The sequence below is a fragment of the Frigoribacterium sp. MEB024 genome, assembly GCF_000878135.1.
Classification (GTDB): Bacteria; Actinomycetota; Actinomycetes; order Actinomycetales; family Microbacteriaceae; genus Frigoribacterium.
Genome location: NZ_JXQZ01000030.1, coordinates 1 through 25,774 on the forward strand (window position 1 = coordinate 1; position 25,774 = coordinate 25,774).

Annotated in this window: 23 protein-coding genes and 2 tRNA genes; 21 read left to right on the forward strand and 4 right to left on the reverse strand. The window is 71.2% G+C overall.

From position 1 onward, the window contains the following. The first annotated feature begins 251 nt into the window (after nucleotides 1-251). The 7 genes from SZ60_RS06720 (at nucleotide 252) to SZ60_RS06750 (ending at nucleotide 8,129) form a co-directional block, all read left to right on the forward strand. The gene (locus tag SZ60_RS06720; RefSeq protein ID WP_043594784.1) at nucleotides 252-1,304 is read left to right on the forward strand and encodes an aspartate-semialdehyde dehydrogenase; all 1,053 of its coding nucleotides are present in this window, start codon (nucleotides 252-254) and stop codon (nucleotides 1,302-1,304) included. A gap of 126 nt (nucleotides 1,305-1,430) precedes the next feature. After that, entirely contained in the window at nucleotides 1,431-2,912 is a 1,482-nt protein-coding gene (locus tag SZ60_RS06725) for a malate:quinone oxidoreductase (RefSeq protein ID WP_082059930.1), read from the forward strand. A 77-nt stretch (nucleotides 2,913-2,989) separates the two neighbouring features. Next, nucleotides 2,990-4,162, forward strand: a complete 1,173-nt coding sequence (locus SZ60_RS06730; protein ID WP_082059931.1) for an Rv2578c family radical SAM protein — start codon at nucleotides 2,990-2,992, stop codon at nucleotides 4,160-4,162. Between the two features lie 224 nt (nucleotides 4,163-4,386). Then, on the forward strand, nucleotides 4,387-5,619 hold the full coding sequence (locus SZ60_RS06735; RefSeq protein ID WP_043594785.1) for a sensor histidine kinase: 1,233 nt from the start codon (nucleotides 4,387-4,389) through the stop codon (nucleotides 5,617-5,619). Then, on the forward strand, nucleotides 5,616-6,788 hold the full coding sequence (locus SZ60_RS06740; protein WP_043594786.1) for a hypothetical protein: 1,173 nt from the start codon (nucleotides 5,616-5,618) through the stop codon (nucleotides 6,786-6,788). Before SZ60_RS06735 ends, SZ60_RS06740 begins: the two co-directional genes overlap by 4 nt. Beyond that, nucleotides 6,775-7,524, forward strand: a complete 750-nt coding sequence (locus SZ60_RS06745; RefSeq protein WP_082059932.1) for a response regulator — start codon at nucleotides 6,775-6,777, stop codon at nucleotides 7,522-7,524. The genes SZ60_RS06740 and SZ60_RS06745 overlap by 14 nt, the downstream gene beginning before the upstream one ends. Then, nucleotides 7,524-8,129: a thymidine kinase gene (locus SZ60_RS06750; protein WP_043594787.1), complete on the forward strand. Its 606-nt coding sequence runs from the start codon at nucleotides 7,524-7,526 to the stop codon at nucleotides 8,127-8,129. Before SZ60_RS06745 ends, SZ60_RS06750 begins: the two co-directional genes overlap by 1 nt. A 174-nt stretch (nucleotides 8,130-8,303) precedes the next feature. Here SZ60_RS06750 and SZ60_RS06755 read toward each other — a convergent pair. The 3 genes from SZ60_RS06755 to SZ60_RS06765 form a co-directional block, all read right to left on the reverse strand. Continuing rightward, nucleotides 8,304-8,377 (reverse strand) — tRNA-Pro (locus SZ60_RS06755). 78 nt (nucleotides 8,378-8,455) lie between these two features. Continuing rightward, nucleotides 8,456-9,376 (reverse strand): metallophosphoesterase, encoded by a 921-nt coding sequence (locus SZ60_RS06760; protein WP_043594801.1) that lies wholly within the window; start codon nucleotides 9,374-9,376, stop codon nucleotides 8,456-8,458. A 44-nt stretch (nucleotides 9,377-9,420) separates the two neighbouring features. Further along, nucleotides 9,421-11,979, reverse strand: coding sequence for a transglycosylase domain-containing protein (locus SZ60_RS06765; RefSeq protein ID WP_043594788.1), 2,559 nt, complete (start codon nucleotides 11,977-11,979; stop codon nucleotides 9,421-9,423). A 50-nt stretch (nucleotides 11,980-12,029) separates the two neighbouring features. Here SZ60_RS06765 and SZ60_RS17435 point away from each other — a divergent pair, with 50 nt between their 5' ends. Continuing rightward, a complete protein-coding gene (locus SZ60_RS17435; protein WP_167599048.1) occupies nucleotides 12,030-12,188 on the forward strand; it encodes a hypothetical protein in 159 nt (52 codons plus the stop codon). Next, nucleotides 12,188-12,658, forward strand: coding sequence for a RidA family protein (locus tag SZ60_RS06770; protein WP_043594789.1), 471 nt, complete (start codon nucleotides 12,188-12,190; stop codon nucleotides 12,656-12,658). The genes SZ60_RS17435 and SZ60_RS06770 overlap by 1 nt, the downstream gene beginning before the upstream one ends. Before the next feature lie 69 nt (nucleotides 12,659-12,727). Here the strand turns inward: SZ60_RS06770 and acs are convergent, their stop codons facing one another. Continuing rightward, nucleotides 12,728-14,680 carry an acetate--CoA ligase gene (acs, locus tag SZ60_RS06775; RefSeq protein WP_043594790.1) on the reverse strand — a complete coding sequence of 651 codons (1,953 nt, stop codon included), beginning with the start codon at nucleotides 14,678-14,680 and terminating at the stop codon, nucleotides 12,728-12,730. Nucleotides 14,681-15,049: 369 nt separating this feature from the next. Between acs and SZ60_RS06780 the strand changes: the two genes are divergently transcribed. From SZ60_RS06780 to SZ60_RS06835, 12 genes are all read left to right on the forward strand, one after another. Then, a complete protein-coding gene (locus SZ60_RS06780; RefSeq protein ID WP_082059934.1) occupies nucleotides 15,050-16,132 on the forward strand; it encodes a TadA family conjugal transfer-associated ATPase in 1,083 nt (360 codons plus the stop codon). Continuing rightward, nucleotides 16,129-17,190, forward strand: coding sequence for a type II secretion system F family protein (locus SZ60_RS06785; protein WP_052505219.1), 1,062 nt, complete (start codon nucleotides 16,129-16,131; stop codon nucleotides 17,188-17,190). Before SZ60_RS06780 ends, SZ60_RS06785 begins: the two co-directional genes overlap by 4 nt. Nucleotides 17,191-17,292: 102 nt before the next feature. After that, entirely contained in the window at nucleotides 17,293-17,553 is a 261-nt protein-coding gene (locus SZ60_RS06790) for a DUF4244 domain-containing protein (protein WP_043594791.1), read from the forward strand. A gap of 8 nt (nucleotides 17,554-17,561) precedes the next feature. Next, a complete protein-coding gene (locus SZ60_RS17155) occupies nucleotides 17,562-17,936 on the forward strand; it encodes a TadE family type IV pilus minor pilin (RefSeq protein ID WP_156155520.1) in 375 nt (124 codons plus the stop codon). Next, the gene (locus SZ60_RS06800) at nucleotides 17,933-18,313 is read left to right on the forward strand and encodes an Rv3654c family TadE-like protein (RefSeq protein ID WP_043594792.1); all 381 of its coding nucleotides are present in this window, start codon (nucleotides 17,933-17,935) and stop codon (nucleotides 18,311-18,313) included. The genes SZ60_RS17155 and SZ60_RS06800 overlap by 4 nt, the downstream gene beginning before the upstream one ends. A 159-nt stretch (nucleotides 18,314-18,472) precedes the next feature. Beyond that, nucleotides 18,473-21,424, forward strand: coding sequence for a type I DNA topoisomerase (gene topA, locus SZ60_RS06805; protein ID WP_043594793.1), 2,952 nt, complete (start codon nucleotides 18,473-18,475; stop codon nucleotides 21,422-21,424). 40 nt (nucleotides 21,425-21,464) lie between these two features. Further along, a complete protein-coding gene (locus tag SZ60_RS06810) occupies nucleotides 21,465-22,613 on the forward strand; it encodes a DNA polymerase III subunit delta' (protein ID WP_043594794.1) in 1,149 nt (382 codons plus the stop codon). Nucleotides 22,614-22,729: 116 nt separating this feature from the next. Next, nucleotides 22,730-23,392, forward strand: a complete 663-nt coding sequence (locus tag SZ60_RS06815; RefSeq protein ID WP_052505220.1) for a TetR/AcrR family transcriptional regulator — start codon at nucleotides 22,730-22,732, stop codon at nucleotides 23,390-23,392. A 57-nt stretch (nucleotides 23,393-23,449) separates the two neighbouring features. Continuing rightward, nucleotides 23,450-23,525, forward strand: a tRNA-Thr gene (locus SZ60_RS06820). A 209-nt stretch (nucleotides 23,526-23,734) separates the two neighbouring features. After that, the gene (locus tag SZ60_RS17160; protein ID WP_137846663.1) at nucleotides 23,735-24,463 is read left to right on the forward strand and encodes a hypothetical protein; all 729 of its coding nucleotides are present in this window, start codon (nucleotides 23,735-23,737) and stop codon (nucleotides 24,461-24,463) included. A 67-nt stretch (nucleotides 24,464-24,530) separates the two neighbouring features. Beyond that, complete coding sequence (locus tag SZ60_RS06830) at nucleotides 24,531-25,514, forward strand: Gfo/Idh/MocA family protein (protein ID WP_043594796.1); 984 nt, start codon at nucleotides 24,531-24,533, stop codon at nucleotides 25,512-25,514. A 31-nt stretch (nucleotides 25,515-25,545) separates the two neighbouring features. Beyond that, on the forward strand, nucleotides 25,546-25,774 hold a 229-nt coding region (locus SZ60_RS06835), incomplete at its 3' end, for a hypothetical protein (RefSeq protein ID WP_197073521.1).

A 25,774-nucleotide genomic window follows, 5' to 3' on the forward strand; every position in this document is an offset into this window, starting at 1 on the left:
ATCTCGGTGGTCACCCGGGCCGACACCCTGAACGACGCACTCCGCGTCGTCCACACGGCCTTCGGTCTCGACGCCGAGGTCGACGCGGTCGTCCACGGCGGCACCGGCCGCTGACGCGACCCGGTCCTCGACCAGGAGGCGCGCGCGGCTCTCGCACCGCGCCTCCCGACCCTGCTCCCGCCGTTCCGCGGCCTGCACCACCGAACCCGGCACCACCGAACCCTGCACCACCGAACCCCCAGGAGGCACCCATGGCCGAAGGACTGCGCGTCGGCGTGATCGGCGCGACCGGACAGGTCGGCAAGGTCATGCGCACGCTGCTCGACGAGCGCGACTTCCCGGTCGCCGAGATCCGCTTCTTCGCCACCGCCCGGTCGGCGGGCACGACCCTGCCCTTCCGCGGGGTCGAGATCGTCGTCGAGGACATCGAGACGGCCGATCCCGCCGGTCTCGACATCGCCCTCTTCTCGGCCGGCGCCACGGGATCGCGGGCCCACGCCCCGCGGTTCGCCGCGGCCGGTGCGCTCGTCATCGACAACTCGAGCGCTTGGCGCATGGACCCCGAGGTGCCCTTGGTGGTCAGCGAGGTGAACCCCCACGCCCTGCGCGAGGCGGTGAAGGGCATCGTGGCCAACCCCAACTGCACGACCATGGCGGCCATGCCCGTGCTGAAGGTGCTCGACACCGAGGCCACCCTGCAGCGTCTGATCGTCAGCACCTACCAGGCCGTGTCGGGCAGCGGCCTCGCCGGCGCCGACGAGCTGCTGCAGCAGACCCGCGCCGCGATCGAGGGCGACACCATCGGCCTCGTGCACGACGGTCGCGCGGTCGACCTGCCCGAACCGGTGAAGTACGTCCGTCCCATCGCCTTCGACGTCATCCCGCTCGCGGGCAGCATCGTCGACGACGGCACGAACGAGACCGACGAAGAGAAGAAGCTGCGCAACGAGAGCCGCAAGATCCTCGAGCGCCCCGACCTGCTGGTCAGCGGCACGTGCGTCCGCGTGCCGGTCTTCACGGGGCACTCGCTCTCGATCAACGCCGAGTTCGCCTCGGACATCACGGTGGAGCGCGCCGAAGAACTGCTGCGCGACGCCCCCGGGGTGGTCCTCACCGACGTCCCGACCCCGCTCGAGGCGGCGGGAGCCGATCCGAGCTTCGTCGGCCGCATCCGTCACGACGAGGGCGTCCCCGGCCACCGTGGGCTCGCGCTCTTCATCAGCAACGACAACCTCCGCAAGGGTGCGGCGCTGAACGCCGTGCAGATCGCCGAGCTCGTCGCCGCCGAGCGCGCCGTCGCCTGATCCCTCGGTGCCGGCCACCTGAGGCCGGTGACGCGACGCACCCCGGTCTCTCGGCATCGAGACACCGGGGTGTCGTCGTCCGGTGGTCACCCGGGGTCGCCGAGGGGGCGGGCCTAGACTGACCTCGTGACCGATGCGAAGAAGCCCGTCGACGTAGCCCTCATCGGGGCAGGCATCATGAGTGCCACCCTCGGTGCCATGATCAAGCAGCTCGAGCCGAGCTGGACGATCCAGATCTACGAGGCGCTGGGCGACGTCGCCCTCGAGTCGAGCAACCCCTGGAACAACGCGGGCACGGGTCACTCCGCCCTCTGCGAGCTCAACTACACGCCCGAACGGTCCGACGGCACGATCGACACCTCGAGCGCCGTCAAGGTCAACGAGCAGTTCCAGGTCTCGCGACAGTTCTGGTCGTTCCTCGTGGCCGAGGGGGCCCTGCCCCAGCCCGACGCCTTCATCAACTCGACCCCGCACATGAGCTTCGTCTGGGGTGAGAAGAACGTCGAGTACCTCCGCAAGCGACACGAGGCACTGCGTGAGCACCCGCTGTTCCAGGGGCTCGAGTTCAGCACCGACTCGTCCGTCATCCGGTCGTGGGCACCGGTCCTGATCCCGGGTCGGGCGAAGGGGCAGCCGATCGCGGCGACGCGCATCGCCGCCGGAACGGACGTCGACTTCGGGTCGCTCACGCGCCTCCTCCTCACGTACCTGCAGGGCGAGGGGGCCCTGCTCGAGGTCGACCACCGCGTCACGAACCTCACGAAGCTCGCCGACGGCACGTGGCGGGTGGCCCTCCGCAAGCAGGTCGGTGGCATGCCGACGACCGTCGACGCACGCTTCGTCTTCGTCGGCGCCGGCGGCGGCGCACTGCACCTGCTGCAGAAGTCGGGCATCGACGAGATCAAGGGCTTCGGCGGGTTCCCGGTCAGTGGTGAGTTCCTCCGCTGCGACGATCCTGCGATCGTCGGCAAGCACCAGGCCAAGGTCTACGGCAAGGCCGCCGTCGGCTCGCCCCCGATGTCGGTCCCGCACCTCGACACCCGCGTCGTCGACGGGCAGGCCAGCCTGATGTTCGGGCCCTATGCCGGCTTCAGCCCGAAGTTCCTCAAGCACGGTTCGATGTTCGACCTGTTCGCCTCGATCCGTGCCCACAACCTGTACCCGATGATCCGCGCCGGGCTCGCCAACCTCTCGCTGGTCAAGTACCTCGTGGGGCAGCTCGCGGCGAGCAAGCAGACCAAGTTCGAGGCGCTCCGCGAGTTCATGCCCGACGCCGATCCGAAGGACTGGTACCGCATCACCGCCGGCCAGCGGGTGCAGGTCATCAAGAAGGACCGCAAGAAGGGCGGGGTGCTGCAGTTCGGCACCGAGGTGATCACGGCGGCCGACGGCACCATTGCGGGTCTGCTCGGCGCGTCCCCGGGGGCGTCCACGGCCGTGCCGATCATGCTCAGCGTGCTCGAGCGGTGCTTCCCCGACCGCATCGCGGCATGGAAGCCGCGACTGAACGCGATGATCCCGACCTACGGCGACGACCTCTCGTCCGACGAGCGGCGGGCCGCGTCGACCATCGGGGCGACCGCCGAGGCGCTGCACATCCACGCCTAGGCCCGGTGCCGGGCCGCGCGACCCCGCACGGCACGCCCCGGGTTGACCCTGATTCGAACATGTGTTCGAATGGGGGCATGCGATGGTCCGAGCAAGCGGTCGACACCGAGAACGCCTCGGCGCTGCCCGGTCTGGCGCGACTGAACAACCTGATCACCTCCGTCACGACGCCCGAGTTCGCGGGGGTCACGTTCCACGAGGTGGTCGCCAAGAGTGCTCTCAACCGCGTCCCGGGTGGCGACTCGACTCTGCCCTTCGGATGGACGATCAATCCCTACCGCGGCTGCAGCCACGCCTGCGTGTACTGCTTCGCCCGCCCCACCCACGAGTACCTCGACCTCGACGGCGGCGACGACTTCGACCGCCAGATCGTCGTCAAGGTGAACGTCGCCGAGGTGCTCGCCCGCGAACTCCACCGTCCGACGTGGCAGCACCACCCGGTCGCTCTCGGCACCAACACCGACCCCTATCAGCGTGCCGAGGGTCGGTACCGGCTCATGCCCGGCATCATCGCCGCCCTCGCCGACTCGGGCACCCCCTTCAGCATCTTGACGAAGGGCACGTTGTTGCGGCGCGACCTGCCCCTGCTCGCCGAGGCGGCACAGCACGTGCCCGTCGACCTGGCCATGTCGATCGCCGTCTACGACGACGACCTGCAGCAGTCGGTCGAGCCGGGCACGCCGACGACCGCGGCCCGCCTGGCCACCGTCTCGGCGGCCCGCGAGCTGGGGTTGTCCTGCTCGGTCTTCATGATGCCCGTGCTGCCGTACCTCACCGACGGGCTCGACCACCTGCACGCAGCGCTCGCGGCCGTCCGCGACTCGGGTGCCTCGAGCGTCATGTACAGCGCCTTGCATCTCAAGCCCGGGGTCAAAGAATGGTGGTTCGCCTGGCTCGAACGTGAGCACCCCGAGCTCGTGGTCAAATACCGCGCGCTCTACGCCCAGGGCACCTACGCACCGACGGGCTACCGCTCGTGGCTGGCCGCACGTCTGCGGCCCCTGTTGCGCGAGTACGGCCTCGAGAAGGGCCAGGCCGACCCGTCCACGGGGTCGATGCGCTCCGCGGCGCTCGACGACAGCGCGCGCTCCCTGCGACTCATGGGGCTGAACGGTACCGGCACGGCAGCCACCGGCGCCCTTCCTGGCACCCCCGATCTGACGGTCGGTACCGGTGGCTCCTCCGTTCCCCGGGCACTCATCGCCCACGAACTGCCCGGTGGGGCACGGTCGCAGCCTCGACTGTTCTGAGCCTGCGAGAGTTCAGGGCCGTCGGGCCGTCGGGCCGTCGGGCCGTCGGGCCCTCGGGTCGGCGGGCCACGGTGCCCATGGTGTCGCCCCTTCGCCGAGGGGAACGGGGCACAAAACGAACCACCTGCCCGCCCTTCCTCGTCGATGGCCCCACATGTCGGGGTACAGCCCGGGTCCGCCTTCTGCCATGATCTCTCCTGACCCGAACGAGCCGAGGAGGCCGCATGCTGCTCGGCCTCCCCGCCCACCTCGCTCCCGCGGCCGTCGGCGACTCCGTGTCGAGGGCGTGTCACGCCATCGCGGCCACGGTCCTCGCGGCGGCGGCGGCCCTGTTGCTCGCCAAACAGGCCGCCACGCCCGATCTGCTCCTCTGGCCGGCCCTGGTCTCGCTCGTGCCCCTGGTCGTCCTTCTCGTCGTGGTCGAGCGCTCGCGTTCGACGACGGCCCATCTCGCCTACCTGATCGTCGGGACCGCAGCCCTGTACTGGTACGCCGTCACCCTCTTCTCGCAGGTGGCGGCCGTGCAGGCCTCGGACGCCTTCTCGCTCTCGCTGCCCAAGATCGCCCTCGTCATGGTCGGCAGCACCGCCGTCGGCCCTCGTCGAGGTCTCCTCTGGTCGGCCGCGGGTTACGCGGCGGGCGAGCTCGCCACGCAGCTGGCGACGTGGCACACGGGCGCCTCCCTCCGGCTCGACGTCACCGCGCTGCTGGCGTTCGTCCTCGTGGCCGTGGTGACGGGCCATGCCGAGGTGTCGCGGGGACGTGCCCGCGAGGCCCAGCCCCGGCTGCACCGAGCGGCGCTCGAGCAGCAGGTCCAGGGCATCCGCGTCGACATCGAGCAGCAGGCGGCCGCCCTGGTCCACGACACGATCCTCGGGCACCTCGCCGCCCTGGCGACCACCCGTCCCGGAGCCCTGCCGCCCGAGACCGCCCGGTCGATCGCGGCCGACCTCGAGGTGCTCGTGGGGCGGGACTGGCTCTCGCCGGGCTCCGTGCCGCCCGAGGTCGCCGTGAGGGCCGCGGACGCCTGGGAGCGCAGCCGACTGCACGCGGCCGTCGAGCAGTCCCGGTCGGGCGGTCTCGAGGTCGCCGTGACGGGTGACGTCTCGGCGGTCGGTCGCCTCGATCCGGTCACCGGGGACGCCCTCGGTCTGGCCGTCGCGCAGTGCCTCGTCAACGTGGGTCGCCACAGCGGAGCCGACCGGGCCGAGCTCGTCGTCTTCGGCGACGGCACCGACCTGACCGTGATGGTGATCGACGACGGCGTCGGCTTCGACCCGGCTGCGGTGGCCCCCGACCGTCTCGGCCTGACGGCGTCCGTCGAGGCGCGTCTCGCACGCGTCGACGGTCACGTGCAGATCTGGTCGTCCCCCGGCAGCGGCACGTCGATCGTCCTGCGGGTCCCGTTCGCCGTCACAGCGCCGGTCGTCGTCGCCGACGACGGGGTGCCCGCATGACCCTCGCCGCCCCTCCTCGTCCCGGCGGCCGGGCCTCCGGTCGGTCTCCTCAACAGGTCGACCCCCTCGGCGCCCTGGCGGCCCGACCGATCACCCTCGGGGCGGCCCTCGCCGCATGGCTCGTCGCCGTCGTCGACACGCTCCTGCGGGCCTCCGACGTGTCCTCGCCCTGGGCCGCGGCGGGCGCGCTCGTCGCCGTCGCCGCGGGGGGCGTCGTGCTCGTCGTGTCGGCCGCGCCCCTCCGGGCGCCGTTCGGTTCCGCGGCGCTCTGGGGCGTCGCGGGGGCGTGTGCGGCGGCGGGAGTCCTGTCCGCCCTGGCCACCGCCGGCAGCAACCCCTTCGTGAGGGACGACTGGGCGGGGATCGCCTCGGGGGTCCTCCTGCTCGGAGTCGCCCCGTACCGCTCGGCGCGGGGGATCCTCGCCGCCGGAGGTGCCGTGGCCGTGGTCCTCGCCGTCGTGGTCCTGGTCGAGGCCCCGGGTTTCGTCACGCCCGTGCCCACCGCGTCGTACGTCGTGGTCGCCCTCACGCCGTTGCTCGCCCTGACGGTCGCCGCGGCGACCTTCTCGAACGTCTTCGTCGCGCACGTCGAGGGGTGGGTGTCCCGAGCCTCTGGATTCCGCAGAGCCAGCACCGACGACCTGAGGGTGACCCTCGCCCGGTCGGTCCAGCAGGACCGCGTCACCGTGCTCAACCGCGAGGTCGTGCCGTTCTTCGCGCGCCTCGTCGCCTCCGGTCGGATCGGCGAGGAGGACGCCGACGAGGCACGGCGCGTCGCCGACTCGTTGCGCGCCTCCTTGGTGGCCGACGCCGACGCGACGTGGCTGGCCCGGCGTCTCGCGGCGCCCGGCCGCCGGGTGCCGACCGAGGTCGTCGACCCCGATCGACTCGCCGACCGCCTGGGCCCGGAGCACCGCACCGCGCTCTGGGCGCTCTTCGCGGCGGTGGACGACGTCGAGGTCGTCGAGGCTCGCTCGCTCCGGGTCGTGCTCGAGGCCGAGGAGGCGCGGGTCGACATCGCGATCGACCTCGCGTTCGGGTCGTCGGCCGCCGCCGCGCGACGGTCGCTCGCCCCCTGTCTGACCGTGCTGCGCCTCGTCTCGGGCGACCTGCGGGTCGACCGGGCACCCTCGCATCTGACACTAAGGTTTTCTTATGACCAGCACTGAGTCGAGCGGTCGCTCGTCCCAACGTCCGGGCTTCGGGAGGCCCGTCGCAGCACCCTCGTGGGCCACCGTCGGCCCGGGGTCCGACGCACCGCCCGCCCGTCGCGTCCGGCTCGCCATCCTCGACGACCACGAGGTGCTGCTCGACAGCCTGAGCAGCTGGATCAACGTGAACGCCTACGACTTCGACCTCGTCCTCACGGCGCACACCTGGCTGCAGCTGGTGCACAGCGACAACTTCCCGACCGACCTCGTCTTCCTCGACTTCCAGTTGAAAGAGCCCGTCTCGATCGAGGCCCGGGTTCGTACCTGCCGGGCTGCCGGGGCCAAGGTCGTCGTCCTGTCGAGCCTCGACACCCGCGAGTCGCGCGAACGTGCCCTCGAGGCGGGGGCGTCGGCCTTCCTGTCGAAGACCCTGCCGATGCGCGAGGTGATGGACGCCGCCCGCCAGGTCATGGGGGTCGCCCGTGACAACTCGCCTCAGCGCGACTGGCGTCCGCTCCCGGCCGGTGCCGCGAACCAGACCAGGCCCAAGCTCAGCGCCGGCGAGGCCGAGGCGTTCCGGTTGTACGTCTCGGGTTTCAGCACCAACGAGGTCGCTGCTCAGATGAACGTCCAGTACGAGACGGCGAAGACGTTCCTCCGTCGGGTGCGCGAGAAGTACGCCAAGGCCAACCGACCGGCCAGCAAGAAGTCCGAGCTCATCCGTCGGGCGGCCGAAGACGGTTACCTCCAGTAGTGGCCAAGCTCTACTTCCGCTACGGCGCGATGAACAGCGGCAAGAGCACGGCTCTGCTGCAGGCCGCCTACAACTACGAAGAACGCGGTCAGCGTGTGCTGCTGGCCAAACCGGGTGTCGACACCAAGGGCGACGACGCCATCGTCTCGCGGTTGGGAGTCACCCGGGCCGCGGACGTCACCTTCGCCCCCGACGACGAGGTGCGGCAGGTCTTCCTGGCCCGACGTGACGCCGTCCGCGACGAGACGGGCTCGAGTCTCGCCTGCCTGCTGGTCGACGAGGCGCAGTTCCTGGCCCCGCACCAGATCGACGACCTCCTGCGCATCGCGATCCTCGACGACGTCCCGGTGCTGGCCTACGGCATCCGGACGGACTTCCGCACGGTGGCCTTCCCCGGCAGCCGCCGGCTGCTCGAGGTGGCGCACTCGCTCGAAGAGCTCAAGACGATCTGCCGCTGCGGTCGCAAGGCGGTCTTCACGGCGCGTACGGTCGGCGACCGGTTCGTGTTCGACGGCGACCAGGTCGCGATCGACGGCCAGCAGGTGACGTACGAGTCGCTCTGCGGTGCGTGCTACCTCGCCGAGTCCGGCGGTCGCCTCGCCTGACCCCGGATGTCCCCGAAGGGGGAACCATCTGCTGTGTCGCCCGAAGGGCGAACCAACAAGCACAGAAAATCAAATGGCCCCACCCGAGGGTGGAGCCATTTGCCGTGTCGCCCGAAGGGCGAACCGATTAACACAAAGAAATTGGCTCCACCCGAAGGTGGAGCCAATTTCTTGTCGGGGTAGCGGGATTCGAACCCACGACCTCCTCGTCCCGAACGAGGCGCGCTACCAAGCTGCGCCACACCCCGATGTCTTCGCGTTCTCACGTGAAGCAACCTGACAAGAATAGCCCATGTTCGGGCCTGCTCGTGTCACTCGGGTGGAGCTCAGGCCGTGAGGGTCACGATCACGGCTTCGGGCCGGCACGAGAACCGGACGGGGGCGTAGATCGAGGTGCCCAGGCCGGCCGAGATCTCGAGGTGTGCGGTCTTGCGGGCATGGCTCCAGGTCGTCAGTCCGCTGACCTTGCTGCGAGGCAGGTCGCAGTTGGTGACGAGCGCCCCGTAGCCGGGCACCTGCACCTGTCCACCGTGCGTGTGACCGCCGAAGATGACGTCCGCACCGTTGTTGACGAACGAGTTGAGCACGCGCTGGTAAGGAGCGTGGGTGACGCCGATGCTGATGGGGTCGGGCCCGCCGCGATCGTCCTGCCAACCGACGTTCTCGCGGAGGTCGTCGAGGGCGCCGGGGATGCGGTCCAGACGATCCCACCCGCGGTGTGCGTCGTTGACGCCGAACAGTTCGAGTCGCGAGCCCCGCAGCTCGAGCGCTCGTGCCCTGTTGTTCAGGTCGAGCCAGCCGAGCTGGTCGGTGAAGAACGACTGCATGCGGTCGATGTCGAGGTCGACCGGCGCGCGGTGAGCCTTGCTCGGCCCGCCGAAGTAGGCCAGGGGGTTCTTGGGGGAGGGGCCGTAGTAGTCGTTGGAGCCGTTCACGAAGACCCCGGGGACTCCGCGGAAGGGTTCGAGCGCGTATTCGAGCGCGGTGTGGGCGTCCTCGTGACCGACGTTGTCGCCGGTGTTGACGATGAGATCGGGCTCGAGCACGGCGAGACCCCGGACCCATTCTTGCTTCTCGGACTGCCAGGGGGCGAGGTGCAGGTCGGACAGGTGCAGGATCGTGAGCGTCCGCGAGCCGGGTTCGAGGACGGGCAACACCTCGTGCCGCACCGTGAACCGGTTGCGCTCGACGAAGACGCCCCATGCCAGTGCTCCGAGGCCGACGGCCGCGCCCGCTGCTGCGGTCACGGCCGTCGTCTGGAGGGCGCTCGGCCCACCGGTGGTTCGTGGGCTCACGCGCAGTTGCCCGGGTCGTTGCCGTCCTTGTCGCCGTAGACCGTCAGCCCGATGGCCGAGTCCTTGGCGACGGACGTGTTGGCAGCGGGATTCGTGGACGCGACCTGGCAGGCGTTCTTCCCGTCTCCGGGGGTGAATCCCGCGATCGACACCTTGGACGTGTCGAAGCCGGCCCCACCGATCGACTTGACGGCGTCGCCCACCTTCTGTCGCGTCACGTCGGGGACAGCGGCGGCACCGCTGCCGTCACTCGTGAAGACCTTGACGGTCGTGCCCTTCGACACGACGGTGCCGACGGCGGGGTCCGAACCGATGACCTGACCGGCAGGCAGAGCCGACGGCTGGGTGCCGCCGTCCTCGTACGCCAGGGACACGCCTCTCAGCAGCGCCTGGGCCGCCGACGGGGTCGTGCCGGCCATGTCGGGCACGGCCACGCCCGAGCCGCGGAGGACAGCTCCCGAGGCGTCCCCGAAGGCGGTCCCCGGGTACACCGTGTTGTTCACGGTCTGAACGGCCTTGAAGTACTGCGGTCGGGCGTTCGCGTAGCTGCCGAAGCGGCTCTGGTTCGGTGACGTCACCGTGCGGAGGCTCTTCTTGCCACCGTCGGCGTTGCCCTGCCAGACCACCGTGGCGAGCTTCGTCGTGGCGCCGGCGATCCAGATCTGGTCCTTGGCGTCGGTGGTTCCGGTCTTGCCGATCTCGGGGTACCCGTCGGCGGGCAGACCGCCGACGGCGGTACCGTTCCGCCACAGTCCCTGCATGGCGACGGCAGCGGCCGCGGCGACCTGGGGGTCGACCGCCTGGTTGCAGGACTGGGGCTGACCACCGAGGTCGGCTCCGTTGGCGTCCTTGATGTTGTCGACGATGATCGGCGCGCAGTAGGTGCCGCCCGAGGCGATGCCGGCATAGGCCGCAGCCATCGTCAGGGGCGCGATCTCGTCGGCCGAGCCGAGGATGGCGGACGCGTAGTCGTGCAGCGGAGCACCGTCGGCGCGGTGCACGCCGAGCTTCTTCGCCACGCCCTGGATGTCGGCGATGTCGAGCTTCTCCGCCATGGCGGCGTAAGCCGTGTTCATCGACTTCGCGGTGGCGTCGGCGACGCTCATCTGGCCGGGCTGTTCGCCCGCGTCGTTCTTCGGCGAGTACTTGTTGCCACGGCTGCCGTTGATCGTCATGTTGAACGTCCGGGGCTTGGCGTTCACCGACTCGTAGATTCCGTGGCCCTGTTCGATCCAGTCGATCAGCGTGAACGGCTTGTAGGTCGATCCGGGCTGGAATCCGCCCGATCCGCCGTAGTCGTAGTCCGTGCTGTAGTTGACCGAGGTCAGCGTCGGGTCAGGACTCACGACCTCGGAGAAGGCCGTGTTCTGCGCCATCACGATGACGCGGCCCGTCCCGGCCTCGACGGAGTCCACGACGCTGCCGAGCTTCAGGCGGCTCTCGGACGCCGGAGCGAACTTGTCGATCTGTGCCTTGGCGTTCTCGGTCAGGTCGAGGTTCAGGGTCGTGTAGACGCTGTACCCGCCGGTGTTCCAGTTGGCCTGGCGTTCCTCGGGCGTGGAGCCGAGGACGGCCAGGTCCTTGATGCTCTTCTTCACGTAGTCGCAGAAGTACGCCGCCGAGGCGACGGTCACGGCGCCGCAGCCCTGGGTGGGCGCCGTCAACACGACGTAGCTCTCGACCGGGGTGGCGAGGGAGGCATCGGCCGTCGCCTGGTCGATGTCCTTCTCGGCCAGCATCGACTTGATGATGACGTCGCGCCGGGCCTTGTTGGCCGGGTACTTCTCGGGCGTCGACATGTTGCGCGAGTCCGGGTACTGGACGATCGCGATGAGGCTCGCGGCCTCGGGGACGGTCAGGTCGGCGGCGCTCTTGTTGTAGTAGTGCTGTGCGGCGGCCTGCACGCCGTAGGTCTGGTCGCCGAAGTAGGCGATGTTGAGGTAGGCCAGCAGGATGTCGTCCTTGCTGTACTTCTTCTCGAGCCCGATCGCGAACTTCATCTCTTCGAGCTTGCGGTCGAGGGTCGTCGTGGTCGCCTCCTTGTAGGCGGCGTCACGCTCGTCCGCGGTCGGCAGCTGCTGCGACTGCGCGATGCGGATGTTGCGGACGAGCTGCATCGTCAGGGTCGAGCCACCACCGCTCGCGCCGAGCTCGCCGGCCCCGGCCGAGCCGACTGCCGCGCGCACGAGGGAGGTCACGTCGACCCCGCCGTGCTCGTGGAAGCGCCGGTCCTCACCGGCGACGACGGCGGTCTTCAGGTTCTCGCTGACCTGGTCCCACTTGAGTTCGACGCGGTTCTCGCTGTAGAGGGTCGCGAAGGGCACCTGCTGCCCGCCCTGGCTCGCGTACAGCGTGTTGCGCTGCTGCAGCTTGCCGATCTCGATGTACTCGGGGATCGACTCGAAGACGCCGATCGAACTCGAGGCCGTCATGCCGGCGACCGCGATGGCCGGCGTCACGCCGATGGTCACCAGGAGGCCGGCCAGGACGCTGAAGCCGACGAATCCGAAGAGTGCCCCGATGGCGGACGTGGGCTTCGATTTTGGGGCAGACATAGGATCAGAGTAAGCGACATCGCTGATTTTCAAGCTGAACGGAAGCCGAAATGGTCCTTTGGGAGTACACGACGACGCCCCTGCTGGTGCACAACAGCACGGCGATCCTCAACAACTGGGGCTCCGACGGATGGGAACTCGTCCAGGTGACCCAGGGGCCCGAGGGTGGTCCCGTCGCGTGGCTCAAGCGCCCTCGGCAGGACGCCTGATGACGACGGTCGACGAGCGCCTGGCCGAGCTCGGTCTCGTCCTCCCTCCCGTCGCGGCACCCGCGGGCTCGTACGTCCCGGCCCTCCGCACGGGGTCGCTCGTCTACACCGCGGGTCAACTGCCGTTCGTCGACGGGCGGCTGCCGACCACGGGCAAGGTGGGTGAGGGTCACGGGCTGGTCGAGCCCGCCGACGCGCAGGCGATGGCCGCGACCTGCGTGCTGAACGCCCTGGCGGCCGCGGCGACGGTGCTCGATTCGCTCGACGACGTCGTCCGCGTCGTCAAGCTGACCGGTTTCGTCGCCTCCGATCCCGACTTCTCCGGCCAGCCCGGGGTGATCAACGGCGCGTCCGACCTCCTCGGGCAGATCTTCGGCGAGGCCGGGCGTCACGCCCGAAGTGCCGTGGGGGTCGCGGTGTTGCCGCTCGACTCGCCCGTCGAGGTCGAACTCGTCCTCGAGGTCCGCTGACGCGCCTCCTCGTCCGGTCACGACGACGGCCCCTCCTCTCGACGAGGAGGGGCCGTCGTCGTGCCGGGGTCAGCGCATATCGGCGGTGATCACCGACATGACCGACGTGTCCGCCAGCGTGGTCGTGTCGCCGACCTCGCGGCCCTCCGCCACGTCCCTCAGCAGGCGGCGCATGATCTTGCCCGAGCGCGTCTTCGGCAGCTCGTCGACGAGCACGACGGTGCGCGGACGCGCGATCGCGCCGATCTGGTGGGCGACGTGCGCACGCAACGCGGCCACCGCCTCCTCGGGTGTCTGCGTGGTCTTCGCCTTGTTCCGCAGGATGACGAATGCCACGACCGCCTGACCGGTGGTCTCGTCGGCCGCACCGACGACCGCGGACTCGGCGACGATCGGGTGCGACACCAGGGCCGACTCGATCTCGGCGGTCGACAGGCGGTGACCCGAGACGTTCATCACGTCGTCGACGCGGCCCAACAGCCAGATGTCGCCGTCCTCGTCGCGGCGGGCGCCGTCTCCGGCGAAGTAGCGGTCGCCGAAGCGGCTCCAGTACGTCTCGACGTAGCGGTCGGGATCGCCCCAGATGCCCCGCAACATCGACGGCCAGGGCTCGGAGACGACCAGCAGGCCGCTCTCGCCGTTCGCCACGGGAGTGCCGTGGTCGTCGACCACGTCCACCGAGATGCCCGGCAGGGGGGTCTGGGCCGACCCGGGTTTGGTGGTCGTGACGCCGGGCAGCGGCGAGATCATCTGCGCTCCCGTCTCGGTCTGCCACCACGTGTCGACGATGGGCGTGCGGCCGGAGCCGATCACCTCGCGGAACCACAGCCAGGCCTCCGGGTTGATCGGCTCGCCGACCGACCCGAGGAGGCGCAACGACGTGAGGTCGCGGGCCCCCGGGATCTCCCTCCCGGACTTCATGAAGCCCCGGATGGCCGTGGGCGCGGTGTAGAAGATCGTCACCCCGTACTTCTCGACGAGGTCCCACCAGCGGCCCGGCGCAGGGAAGTCGGGGGTGCCCTCGTAGAGCACCTGCGTCGCGCCGTTGGCCAGCGGGCCGTAGACGACGTAGCTGTGTCCGGTGATCCACCCGACGTCCGCCGTGCACCAGTAGACGTCGGTCTCGGGACGCAGATCGAAGACGACGGAGTGCGTGTAGGCGACCTGGGTGAGGTAGCCGCCCGAGGTGTGCAGGATGCCCTTGGGTTTTCCGGTCGTGCCGCTCGTGTAGAGGATGAAGAGCGGGTGCTCGGCCTCGAAGGGTTCGGCGACGTGCTCGTCGGCGACGGTCTCGATCGCGTCGTGCCACCAGACGTCGCGGCCGTCGGTCCACTCGACGTCGTTGCCGCCCCGCCGGACGACGAGGACGTGCTCGACCGTGGAGTCGCCGTCCACCGCCAGGGCCTCGTCGACGGCGGTCTTGAGGGGGGAGACCGCCCCCTTGCGCCAGCCGCCGTCCGCCGTGACGACCAGGCGGGCTCCGGCGTCGTCGATGCGCGCCCGCAGGCTCTCGGCGCTGAAGCCGCCGAAGACGACGGAGTGGACGGCTCCGATCCGGGCCACGGCCAGCATGGTGACCACGGCCTCGGGGATCTGCGGCAGGTAGACGACGACGCGGTCCCCGGCCCGCACGCCGAGCGACAGCAGCAGGTTCGCCGCGCGCTTGACCTCGCGGGTCAGTTCGGCGTAGGTCAGCGAGCGGGCGTCGCCGGGCTCGCCCTCCCAGTGCAGCGCGACGCGATCACCGTGTCCGGCCTCGACATGACGGTCCAGGCAGTTGTAGGCGACGTTGAGCGTGCCGTCGGCGAACCATCGGGCGAAGGGCGCGTCCGACCAGTCGAGCGTCTCGGTCGGGACCCGGGACCAGGTGAGCCGTTCGCGGGCCTGGTCGCCCCAGAAGGCGAGGCGGTCGGCAGCGGCTCGTCCGGCGAGGTCGGAGCCGGCGACGGCCGTCCGGACGAAGTCGGCGGGCGGGGCGAAGGTGCGTCCTTCGGTGGGCTGGTCGTCGGTGCCGTCGAGCATCGGAAGTCCTCTCGCGTCGTTGCGTGAACCGCGGCACGGAGCCGCGCCGACGACCTTACTCCGCAGGCGACGCCGGGCAGGGGTGGACGACACGCCTGGCAGGAGCGCACGGCGTGGTGTTCCCGGAGCGTTCTGGGGTACAGTGAACGAGTCGGATTCAATTCCGACGTGCGTCGCGCTGATTCCCCCCAATCGCCCGACGCACGTGGCGGCACCGGTTCCCCCCAACCGGTGCCGCCCCTCTCTTTTAACCCGGTGCTCGCCCGGGTGGTCGGTCGGCTCGTCCCCAGCGGCGGCGACGGACGATTCGTCCCCACGCTGCTCTACCGATCTGTCTGTTCCGGTCGGGCCCTCCCTACGGTCGGGACCATGTCCTACGCGCCTCCGGTCGGCACCGCCCGTCACCCCTCCCTCACCCTCGATCACCCCCCTTCTCGCTTCGCCCTGCCTCCTGCGGCGGCGCTCGGTACCATCCGGGGTACAGAAGCCCGTTTCGGGGTACAGGCACGGCTCAGCCGACACGAGCGTTCCGCGTTCGGCCCCCTGGGACGCCTCCTCGACGATCCGGCCGTCACCGACGTGTTCGTGACCGGCGGAGTGGGCGTCTGGGTCGATCGGGGTGACGGGGCCGAGCCCGAGACGAGCCTCCATCTCTCGGAGGCCTCGGCGCGGCAGATGGCCGTGCGACTGGTCGCGCTCGGGGGACGACACGTCGACGAGTCGAGCCCCTGCGTCGACGTGCGCCTGGGCGACGGTCTCCGGGTGCACGTCGTCCTGCCTCCGTTGGCGGTCTCGGGGACGGCTCTCTCGATCCGTGTGCCGCGTGCCGAGTCGATGACGCTCGTCGACCTCGATCGGCGGGGATTCTTCCCGGCGGGAGCGCTCCAGACGGTGATCGGCTGCGTCGAGCGACGGGCCAACGTCCTGGTCAGCGGATCGGGTGGGGCCGGCAAGACGACCTTCCTCGCCGCGCTGTTGTCCGAGGCTCCCGGCTCCGACCGCATCGTCACCATCGAGGACGTCGCCGAGTTGCGACCTCGTCATCCTCACGTGGTGGCCCTCGAGACCCGTCAGCCCAACCTCGAGGGGGCGGGCGGGGTCGACCTGTCCCGTCTCGTCCGTGAGGCGTTGCGGATGCGACCCGACCGTCTCGTGGTCGGCGAGGTCCGCGGACGCGAGATCCGCGACCTGCTCTCGGCCCTGAACACCGGGCACGACGGAGGCGCGGGCACCGTCCACGCCAACGGTCTCCAGGACGTCCCCGCACGGCTCGAGGCGCTCGGGGCGCTCGCGGGACTCGGGGTGGACGCACTGGCCCGACAGGCCGTCAGCGCGATCGACGCCGTGTTGCACCTCGAGAGACGAGGCGGCCACCGGAGGCTCGCCGAGATCGGCCACCTCGCCGTGGCGCCCGACGGGCGGTTGGTCGCGCGGTCGGGATCACGGGGGTGAGCGGCGGCCCGGGTCCCGGACGCCTGAGTACCGGGCGCCTCGGGCCCCGGCGCCCGAGGACGACGCGGACCCGACCCACGCCGGCCGCCGTCCTGGTCGAACGCCTCGCTGTCCTCGTCGGCGCCGGTGTCGCGCCCGCCCGGGCCTGGGGCCACGTCGCCGCGGTCGAACCCCCGGGGGCCGTCCGACGGCTGGCCGAGGCCGTCGCGCTCGACGGCGACGACGGCGTCGCGGTCTCCACCAGCCTCGTGTCGTGGCTCGACACCCGGCCCTTCGAGGGTGCCGTGGACTCCGACGGGCACGACCGCACATGGAGGCAGGTGGCCTGCGCCTGGCGCGTGGCCGAGACGAGCGGTGCACCGATGGCCGACTGCCTCCACTCCCTCGTGTCGGCCCTCCGGGCGGCCGGTGAGGCCCGCCGCGACGTCGAGGTGGCCCTGAGCGGACCACGGGCGACGGCGAACGTGGTCCTTGCCCTCCCGCCCGTGGGTCTCCTCTTCTCCTTGGGGCTGGGCTTCGACACCGGCGCGGTGCTCGCCGGCACCCCGATCGGATGGGCGTGCGTCGGTGTCGCGAGCGGCCTCGTGCTCGTGGCGCGTCGGTGGAACGCGCGACTCGTCCGTGGCGCCCTGCCGTCGTCGAGGGTGCCCGGGTTGCGCCCCGAGCTCCTCGCCGTGGCGCTGTCCGGGGGAGCCTCGTGGTCGTCCGGCCTCGCCGCCGTCGACGAGGCGGTCGCCTCGTGCGGGGTCGAGGCCGTCGCGCCCGACCCACGAGGAGGCGCGGGCTCGGTCGACGAGACCGCCGACCGGATCGAGCGGCGTCGGTGCGAGGCGGTCCTCGACCTGTCCCGTCGTGCCGGGGCGCCGGCGGGGTTGCTCCTGCGCTCCGAGGCTCGCGAGCTGCGCCTGGAGGCCCGCACGGCCGCCCAGACCGCGGCGGGTCGGCTCGGGGTCACCTTGATGCTGCCGCTCGGCGTGTGCATCCTGCCGGCGTTCCTGGTCATCGGCGTCGTCCCGTTGGTGGTGTCACTCGTGTCGTCCACAGCGGGCTCGTGGTGACGGGCCGTCCCCAGCGCGGGACGACGTCCGCTGGCCACCCGCGGACTGCCGCCAGGCTCGATTCGTCACCGGAGAGGTGCCGACACCCACGAGAGGAACATCATGACCGTTGCCGCGAACCCTTCGCCCGCCGTCCCCACGGCGAGCCCTCCGTCCTGCACCTGCCGTACCTCGGCGGCCGGCCGCCTCGCCTCCGCCGCCCGTCGCCTCGTCCGGGCCGACGACGGTGCGGCCACGGCCGAGTACGCCATCGTGATCATGGCCGCGGTGGGCTTCGCCGGCCTCCTCGTCACGATCATGAGGTCGGACGAGGTCCGGGGCATCCTGTCCGACCTGGTCCGGTCGGCCTTGTCGGTCGGGTGATCGCCGTCGTGACGACCAGGGTCCAGGGGCGCCTCGTCCGTCTCGTCCGTCTGGTGGACGGCGAGGGGGGAAGCGCGACGGTCGAGTTCGCGATGACGATGCCCGCCGTGATCCTGGTCGTCGCGATCGTCGTCGCGAGCCTGGGCGTCACCTCGCAGTCGGTCCGCCTCGCCGACGCCGCTGCCGTGGCGGCACGGCAGACCGCCCGGGGCGATCGCGGTTCGGTCGGCGCGACCCTGGCGCGGCTCGCGCCGGGCGCCTCGGTGTCCGAGTCCGTCGGCGCCGACCTCGTCTGCGTCGACCTCCGCCAGGAGGTGCGGGTCGGCCCACTCGGCGAGGTCACGTTGACCTCCCGCAGCTGCGCGCCGACGGCCGGGCGATGACCGTCCGCCACGTCCTGGCGAGCGACCGCGGCAGCTCGAGCGTCCTGTCGGCCGCCGGCCTCGTGACGATCACGGTCCTCGCCGTCGCGCTCGTCGGATCGCACTCGGCCCTCGCCGTCCGGTCACGCACGGCCGGGGCAGCCGACGCCTCGGCGCTCGCCGCGGCCGACGCCCTGTCGGGGCTCGCCACCGGCGCGGTCTGCGACCGGGCCGCCGCGACCGCGAAGGCGAACGACGTCGCGCTCTCGGCCTGCGTCGTCGCGGGCGCGGAGGTCACGGTCGAGGTCTCCACGGCCCTCGGTCCCCTCGTCGTCAGGGCCCGGGCGACGGCCGGTCCACCGCTCGCGACGGCCCCGCCCCGGGGCGGTGGTCCGTGAAGAGAGCCCGAGCGTCGGGTGTGTATGGTGTGGCTGTCGGCTGCACGGCTCCCGACGTTCCTCGGGGTCGGTGGGAGCGATCGAGCACCCCGTCCTCGCCCTGCAGCCCCTCGCCCGGTCCGTCGGACCGGGTCGCCGCACCACCACCCAAGGAGTCCCGTGCCAGGCACGAAGAAACTGGTCATCGTCGAGTCGCCCGCCAAGGCCAAGACGATCGGGCAGTACCTCGGCGACGGATACGAGGTGCTGGCCTCCGTCGGCCACATCCGCGACCTCGTCGAGCCCAAGAACCTCCCGGCCGAGCTGAAAAAGGGGTCGATGGGTAAGTTCTCCGTCGACGTCGAGAACGGATTCGAGCCCTACTACGTCGTCTCGGACGCCAAGAAGAAGACGGTCTCCGACCTCAAGCGCGCCCTGAAGAACGCCGACGAGCTCTACCTCGCGACAGACGAGGACCGCGAGGGCGAGGCCATCGCGTGGCACCTCCTGCAAGAGCTCAAACCCAAGGTGCCGGTCAAGCGCATGGTGTTCCACGAGATCACCAAGGACGCCATCCAGAAGGCGCAAGAGAACACGCGTGACCTCGACACCGCCCTCGTCGACGCGCAAGAGACCCGCCGCATCCTCGACCGCCTCTACGGCTACGAGGTCTCGCCCGTGCTGTGGCGCAAGGTCGGACCGGGGCTGTCCGCCGGGCGCGTCCAGTCGGCCGCGACGCGTCTCGTCGTGGACCGCGAACGCGAACGCCTCGCGTTCGTCTCCGCGTCCTACTGGGACCTCACCGCGACCTTCGAGCCCGTCGCGGCCGAGGGCGAGGCGAGGGTCGCCTTCGGGTCGCGCCTCGTCCGCGTCAACGGGGGACGAGTCGCCGCCGGTCGCGACTTCGACGACCGGGGTCGACTGAAGGGCGAGGCCGTCGCGCTCGACGAGGCGGCGTCGCGGGCACTCGCCGAGGCGTTGAGCTCGTCCGACGTCGAGATCGTCGTCGGGTCGGTCGACTCGAAGCCCTACACCCGTCGTCCGGCTGCCCCCTTCACGACGTCGACCCTCCAACAAGAGGCGGCGCGCAAGCTGCGGTTCTCCGCGCGGCAGACCATGAGCGTCGCGCAGTCGCTCTACGAGAACGGCCACATCACCTACATGCGCACCGACTCGCCGGCGCTGTCCCAGCAGGCGATCGGTGCGGCACGCAGCCAGGCGGCCAAGCTCTACGGGTCCGACACGGTTCCCGACAAGCCGCGGCTGTACACGGGCAAGAGCAAGAACGCCCAAGAGGCCCACGAGGCCATCCGCCCGTCGGGTGACACCTTCAAGACCCCCTCCGAGATGCAGAACGTCCTGCGGGGCAACGACTGGAAGCTCTACGACCTCATCTGGAAGCGCACGGTCGCCTCGCAGATGGCGGACGCCAAGGGATCGACCGCCTCGGTCGTCGTGGCGGCGACCACCTCGGGGACGGTCGAGGGCATCGCCCCGCGTGCCGCCACCGGGACGCTCGCCGAGTTCGCCGCGTCCGGCACGGTGATCACGTTCCGCGGGTTCCTCAACGCCTACGAAGAGGGTCGCGACGAGGACCGCCACGGCGCGGCCGAACCCGCCGAGGCCAAGCTGCCCCCGCTGACTGCCGGTCAGGCACTCGGCCTCGACGAGGTCGAGGCGAAGGGGCACGACACGTCGGCCCCGCCGCGCTACACCGAGGCGAGCCTGGTCAAGACCCTCGAAGAGCTCGGCATCGGACGGCCCTCGACCTACGCCGCCATCATGTCGACCATCGTCGACCGCGGCTACGTGACGCCGCGCGGCACGGCCCTCGTCCCGAACTGGATCGCGTTCTCGGTGGTCCGTCTGCTCGAGGACTACTTCGCCGACCTGGTCGAGTACGACTTCACGGCCAGCATGGAGGACGACCTCGACCTCATCGCCGGCGGCGACGCCGACCGCGTGGACTGGTTGAACGGTTTCTACTTCGGCAACGAGTCGCACCGTGGTCTCCGCAAGGTCATCGACAACCTGGGCGAGATCGACGCGCGCGACATCAACTCCATCGTGCTCGCCGACGGCGTGACCCTGCGCATCGGTCGCTACGGTCCCTACCTCGAGGCGCCGGGCGACGACCCCGAGACGCCCCGTCGGGTGAACGTGCCCGAAGACCTCGCTCCCGACGAGTTGACCGCCGAGAAGGCGCGCGAGCTGATCGACGCCCCCGTCGTCGGCGACCGTGTGCTGGGGCTCAACCCCGAGACGGGCAAGGAGGTCATCGCGAAGGACGGCCGCTTCGGCCCGTACGTCACCGAGCGGACCCCCGAGTCGGCGTCCGACGAGATCGCGGCCGACCCGGCGACGGGCGAGGTGACCGAGCCGGCGGCTACCACGACGACCACGACGGGGGCGAAGAAGGCTCCGGCGAAGAAGGCCCCCGCCAAGAAGGCCGCCGCTCCGAAAGAACGCACGGCGTCGCTCTTCAAGAGCATGGGGGTCGACACGGTCGACCTCGACACGGCGCTGCGACTGCTCGACCTGCCCCGCACCGTCGGCACCGACCCCGAGAGCGGCGACGAGATCCAGGCGCAGAACGGGCGCTACGGTCCCTATCTCAAGAAGGGGACCGACACCCGGTCGTTGACGAGCGAGGACCAGATCTTCGAGATCGACCTGCCCGGGGCGCTCGAGCTCTACGCCCAGCCGAAGTACGGCGCCCGCAAGGCCAGCAGTGCCCTGAAAGAGTTCGAGGCCGATCCGGTCAGCGGCAAGCCCATCAAGGTGAAGGACGGGCGGTTCGGCGCGTACGTCACCGACGGCGAGACGAACGCCACGATCCCGCGCGGTGAGACGGTGGAAGAGGTCGACTTCGATCGCGCCGTCCAGTTGCTCGCCGACAAGCGGGCCAAGGGGCCGGCCAAGCCCAAGACGGCTGCGAAGAAGGCACCGGCCAAGAAGGCGCCCGCCAAGAAGGCGAGCACCACCAAGGCGCCGGCCAAGAAGGCGACGACCGCGAAGGCGACCACCACGAAGGCGTCGACGACGGCTGTCAAGAAGACGCCGGCGAAGAAGGCTCCTGCCGCCAAGGCTCCTGCGGCGACGGCGACGGCGCCGGAGGCCACGGCCGAGTGAACGGCGCGGTCGGTCCCCGAGCCGAGGGTGCACGCTGACCATGCCCCTCTGGGAACACCTCACGGGTCAGCCCGATGCCATCGAGGCGTTGACCGCGGCGGCCTCCACGCAGCCCGGCAACGCCTCGATGACCCACTCGTGGCTCATCACCGGGCCGCCCGGCTCGGGTCGCTCGAACCTGGCCTACGCCTTCGCGGCCGCGCTGCTCTCACGAGAACCGGCCGACGAGGAGGCCACCCTCCGGCAGGTCGCCGCGAGGTCGCACCCCGACCTCGCGGTGCTCAGCACGGAACGCATCATCATCACGATCGACGAGGTCCGGTCGCTGGTCGCGGCGAGCCAGTTCTCGCCGTCGGTGGGTCGCTACCGGGTGGTCGTCATCGAGGACGCCGACCGCATGACCGAGCGCACCTCGAACCTCTTGCTGAAGGCGCTCGAAGAGCCGCCGCCCCGGACGGTCTGGCTGTTGTGTGCCCCGAGCGAGGCCGACCTCATCCCCACGATCCGCTCCCGCGTCCGCAGCGTGCGCCTCCGCATGCCCGCCGTGGGTGACGTCGCCGCGCTCCTCGAGAACCGCGACGGCGTCGACCCCGACATCGCGCTCGTGGCGGCCCGCGAGGCCCAGAGCCACATCGGCATGGCGCGGCGCCTGGCACTCGACGCCTCGGCGAGGTCGCGACGTCGTCAGACCCTCGAGACCGCCCTGGGCATCCGCAGCGTCTCGGACGCCGTCATCGCGGCGGCCACCCTGCTCGCGGTCGCGGGCGACGACGCGAAGGCGATCACGGAAGAGCGCGACGCCGAAGAACGGGCGAGTGCGTTGCGGTCGCTGGGCGTCGAGCCGGGCGGCACCGTGCCCCCGGCGCTGCGCAGCCAGCTGCGTGCCCTCGAGGACGACCAGAAGCGCCGGGCGACCCGGAGCCTCCGCGACGGGATCGACCGCATCATGGTCGACCTCCTCTCGCTGTACCGCGACGTCCTGTTGCTGCAGCTCGGGGTCGACGAGCAGCCCATCAACGAGGCCATCCGGGCGCAGCTCGACGCCGCGGCGGCCGCCTCCAACCCGGCCGCCACCCTGGCCGTGCTCGACGCGATCGCCCTGGCCCGTCGCCGCATCGAGGCCAACGTGTCGCCGGCCATGGCTCTCGAGGCCATGCTGGTCGTCGTCAGTCGTCACGCCACCCGCTGACCGGCGCGCGCGGCACCGCCACGAGCACCCGTGGCGCTCGCGGCAGCCCCACGAGCACCGGGGCGGCGAGCGGGCCGTCCACCCGTTTCCCCGGGTGCATGCGCGATGATGGCCTGATGAGCGACCCGAACGCCGCCCCCGGCCTGCGCGAGCGCAAGCGTCTGGCCACCCGACGAGCGATCCAGGTCGCCGTCCTCGACCTCATCGTCGAACACGGGCTCGACGCGGTGACGGTCGACATGGTCAGCCGCCGGGCCGACGTCTCGCCGCGGACCTTCTTCAACTACTTCCCGTCCAAAGAAGAGGCCGTGGTCGGCGATCCTCCGGCGCTGCCCGACGGTCGCGACCTCGAGCGGTTCGTGGCCCAGCGCGACGAGCCCGTGTTGTCGAGCCTCATCCAGCTGTTGACGCACGCCGTCGAGTCGGCGACGGTCGATCGAGAACTGGTCGTGCTGCGCCGCCGGGTCCTCCGGGCGCACCCCGACCTGCTGGCCCGTCGCATCGCGTCGACGCGGGTCTTCGAGGAGCGCCTCACGACCGTCGTCGCTCAGCGCATGGCAGCCGACGCCGGGGTGGCGGACGACGCCGTCGACGCCTCGTTGCTCAGCCGCGCGCACCTGGTGTCGCTGGTCAGCATCGCCACCCTCCGCCACGCCTGGGCCGAGTGGATCGACGACGACGACGTGGACCACCTCAGCGACATGCGTTACAGCCTGCGCGCCCGCATGGAGGCCAGCTTCGTCGAGCTCGGTCGCCTCGTGACACGTGAGGTCCGCTGATCCTGTACAGTATCTAATCGTGCCGCGAGGCACGGGCAACCGGCCGAGGTCGGTCCCGCCGCTTTAGCTCAGTCGGTAGAGCGTCTCACTCGTAATGAGAAGGTCATCAGTTCGATTCTGATAAGCGGCTCCACCACAGCCCCGGGTCACGACGACCCGGGGCTGTTCTCATCCGTCGGCCGCGCCGAGGGCGTGCCGGCCTGAGGCCCCCGTCCCGCTCCCTGCGCCCCCAGTAGTGGTGAGCGCGTCGCCGGGTTGTACCCCGATCGGCCCACGGGCCTCGTCCCGTCGCCCTACGGTCGATCTGCGACGCCCACCGCTCGCCGGAAGGAGGTGGCCCGCATGCCCCTCCGAGTGATCTGCACCGCTCTGCTCGCCGCCGTCCTGGCGGGCATCCTCCTCGTGGTCTGGGCCGGAGGCGACTCCTCGGCCCTCGCGACGGCCGGCGTGGCCGACGGGCCGACGACGGTGGTCCTCGCGAGCGGCGACCCCGGACCCGAGGTCGGCCCCGCGGCCGAGGACGCAGGAGGCGCGGGGTGCGTCGACGACGCCACCAGCGCCTCCGTCCCCTCGCCCGTGCAGCCCGGCACCGACGCCCTGAGCGGCGCGACGGGCGCCCCCGACGCGGCGAGCGGCGCGACGGGCACGACCGCCGCCGACCTCGACGCGTTCCGGACGGCCTACGAGGAGCATCGTGAGGCGGCGTGCCTCGGGCTGCTGCCGGCCGCGAACGTGCGTCACGACGCGTGCCTCGAGCAGTACCTCTTCTGGGTCGCCGGCGACCCGAGCCCCGATCCGTTGAGCGCCTGGGGGCACAAGGGCGAGGTGGTCCGGAGTGACGGGGTGCCCCCGGTCGGCTGCGACGGCAACCTCGCGGGCGGCACCGCGACCACGGGCGACGTCGCCGCCGCCAAGTGGTGGGCCTCGGCCCCGCACCGCTCGGCCGTCTACCGACCGGACTTCCGCGGAGACCTCGCCCACGCCTGCGTCGGGTTCGCCGCGGTGCACGGGGGAGCGCCGGACGACAGTCCGGACTTCGTCCGCTCGGCCAGTCGCTGGTACGCCTGCTGACCGGAGAGGTGGCACGGGCCTCGAACCGGAGGGCCTCGCCGACGGCGGTGGCTGGTAGACAGTCCGCATGACACTTCGATGGGGAATCCTCGGCGCCGGCGGCATCGCCTCCACCTTCACCTCCGACCTGCAGGGTGCAGGGCTGACCGTCTCGGCCGTCGGGTCGCGCGACCTGGCCAAGGCGCGCGAGTTCGCCGACCGTGCCGGGGTCCCGGGGGCGCACGGCAGCTACGACGACCTGGTCGCCGACCCCGAGGTCGACGTGGTCTACGTCGCCACGCCGCACCCGTTCCACGCCGAGAACGCCCTGCTGGCCATCGCGGCCGGCAAGCACGTCCTCGTCGAGAAGGCCTTCACCGTGAACGCCGCCGAGGCCGAGCGGGTCCACGCGGCCGCTCGCGAGGCCGGCGTGGTCGTCCTCGAGGCGATGTGGACGCGGTACACGCCGCAGAGCGCGCGGCTGCGCGAGGTCGTGCGCTCCGGCGTCATCGGCGAGGTGCGCCTCCTGACGGCCGTGCACGTCCAGTCGCTGCCCACCGATCCCCGCCACCGCATCAACGACCCGGCGCTCGGTGGCGGGGCCCTGCTCGACCTCGGGGTGTACCCGGTGTCGTTCGCGGACGACCTGCTCGGGGCGCCCTCGACGGTCTCGGCCGCCGCCACGCTCAGCGACCAGGGCGTCGACGCCCGCGTCGCGATCCAGCTCGGTCACGCGTCGGGTGCGACGGCCCAGCTGTACGCCGCGCTCGACACCTCGGGCCGCAACACGGCGACGCTGCTCGGCACCGCCGGCCGCATCGACGTCGACGACACCTTCTACGCGCCGGGCGGCTTCACCGTGCGCGACTCGGACGACGCCGTGGTCGAGCGCTTCGACGCCGACGAGGGCGGTCTGCGCGGCATGCACCACCAGGCGCTCGAGCTCGAACGGGTCGTCGCGGCGGGCGAGCGCGAGAGTCCGTTGCTGACCGCCGCCGACGGTGTCGGTGTCATGCGCACGATGGACGAGGTCCGTCGACAGATCGGCGTGCGGTACCCCTCCGAGGGATGACGTCGGCGCGAGGCTCCGTATGATGTCCTCGATGAGCGATCAGGGTGAGCCACGTCACGACCGTCCCGAGGCGACCACGGGTGGTGACGGCGCCGGCCCCCGCGACGCGGCCACGGTGCCGTCCGCCGGTTCGGGGTCGTCCGTGTGGCGATGGGTCTCGTCGCGGCCGCGAGGGGTCCTCGTGGCGGCGGGCGTCCTCGTGTTCGCCCTGCTGGGCGGCGGCGCCGTCGCCGCCGGGGCCGCCACCGCGCCCGACGCCG

Coding starts and splice junctions, on each gene's coding strand:
- SZ60_RS06720 (WP_043594784.1), top strand. CDS start 252: ATGGCCGAAGGACTGCGCGTCGGCGTGATCGGCGCGACCGGACAGGTC.
- SZ60_RS06730 (WP_082059931.1), top strand. CDS start 2,990: ATGCGATGGTCCGAGCAAGCGGTCGACACCGAGAACGCCTCGGCGCTG.
- SZ60_RS06735 (WP_043594785.1), top strand. CDS start 4,387: ATGCTGCTCGGCCTCCCCGCCCACCTCGCTCCCGCGGCCGTCGGCGAC.
- SZ60_RS06740 (WP_043594786.1), top strand. CDS start 5,616: ATGACCCTCGCCGCCCCTCCTCGTCCCGGCGGCCGGGCCTCCGGTCGG.
- SZ60_RS06745 (WP_082059932.1), top strand. CDS start 6,775: ATGACCAGCACTGAGTCGAGCGGTCGCTCGTCCCAACGTCCGGGCTTC.
- SZ60_RS06765 (WP_043594788.1), bottom strand. CDS start 11,979: ATGTCTGCCCCAAAATCGAAGCCCACGTCCGCCATCGGGGCACTCTTC.
- SZ60_RS17435 (WP_167599048.1), top strand. CDS start 12,030: ATGGTCCTTTGGGAGTACACGACGACGCCCCTGCTGGTGCACAACAGC.
- SZ60_RS06770 (WP_043594789.1), top strand. CDS start 12,188: ATGACGACGGTCGACGAGCGCCTGGCCGAGCTCGGTCTCGTCCTCCCT.
- acs (WP_043594790.1), bottom strand. CDS start 14,680: ATGCTCGACGGCACCGACGACCAGCCCACCGAAGGACGCACCTTCGCC.
- SZ60_RS06780 (WP_082059934.1), top strand. CDS start 15,050: ATGTCCTACGCGCCTCCGGTCGGCACCGCCCGTCACCCCTCCCTCACC.
- SZ60_RS06790 (WP_043594791.1), top strand. CDS start 17,293: ATGACCGTTGCCGCGAACCCTTCGCCCGCCGTCCCCACGGCGAGCCCT.
- SZ60_RS06800 (WP_043594792.1), top strand. CDS start 17,933: ATGACCGTCCGCCACGTCCTGGCGAGCGACCGCGGCAGCTCGAGCGTC.
- SZ60_RS06810 (WP_043594794.1), top strand. CDS start 21,465: ATGCCCCTCTGGGAACACCTCACGGGTCAGCCCGATGCCATCGAGGCG.
- SZ60_RS06815 (WP_052505220.1), top strand. CDS start 22,730: ATGAGCGACCCGAACGCCGCCCCCGGCCTGCGCGAGCGCAAGCGTCTG.
- SZ60_RS17160 (WP_137846663.1), top strand. CDS start 23,735: ATGCCCCTCCGAGTGATCTGCACCGCTCTGCTCGCCGCCGTCCTGGCG.
- SZ60_RS06830 (WP_043594796.1), top strand. CDS start 24,531: ATGACACTTCGATGGGGAATCCTCGGCGCCGGCGGCATCGCCTCCACC.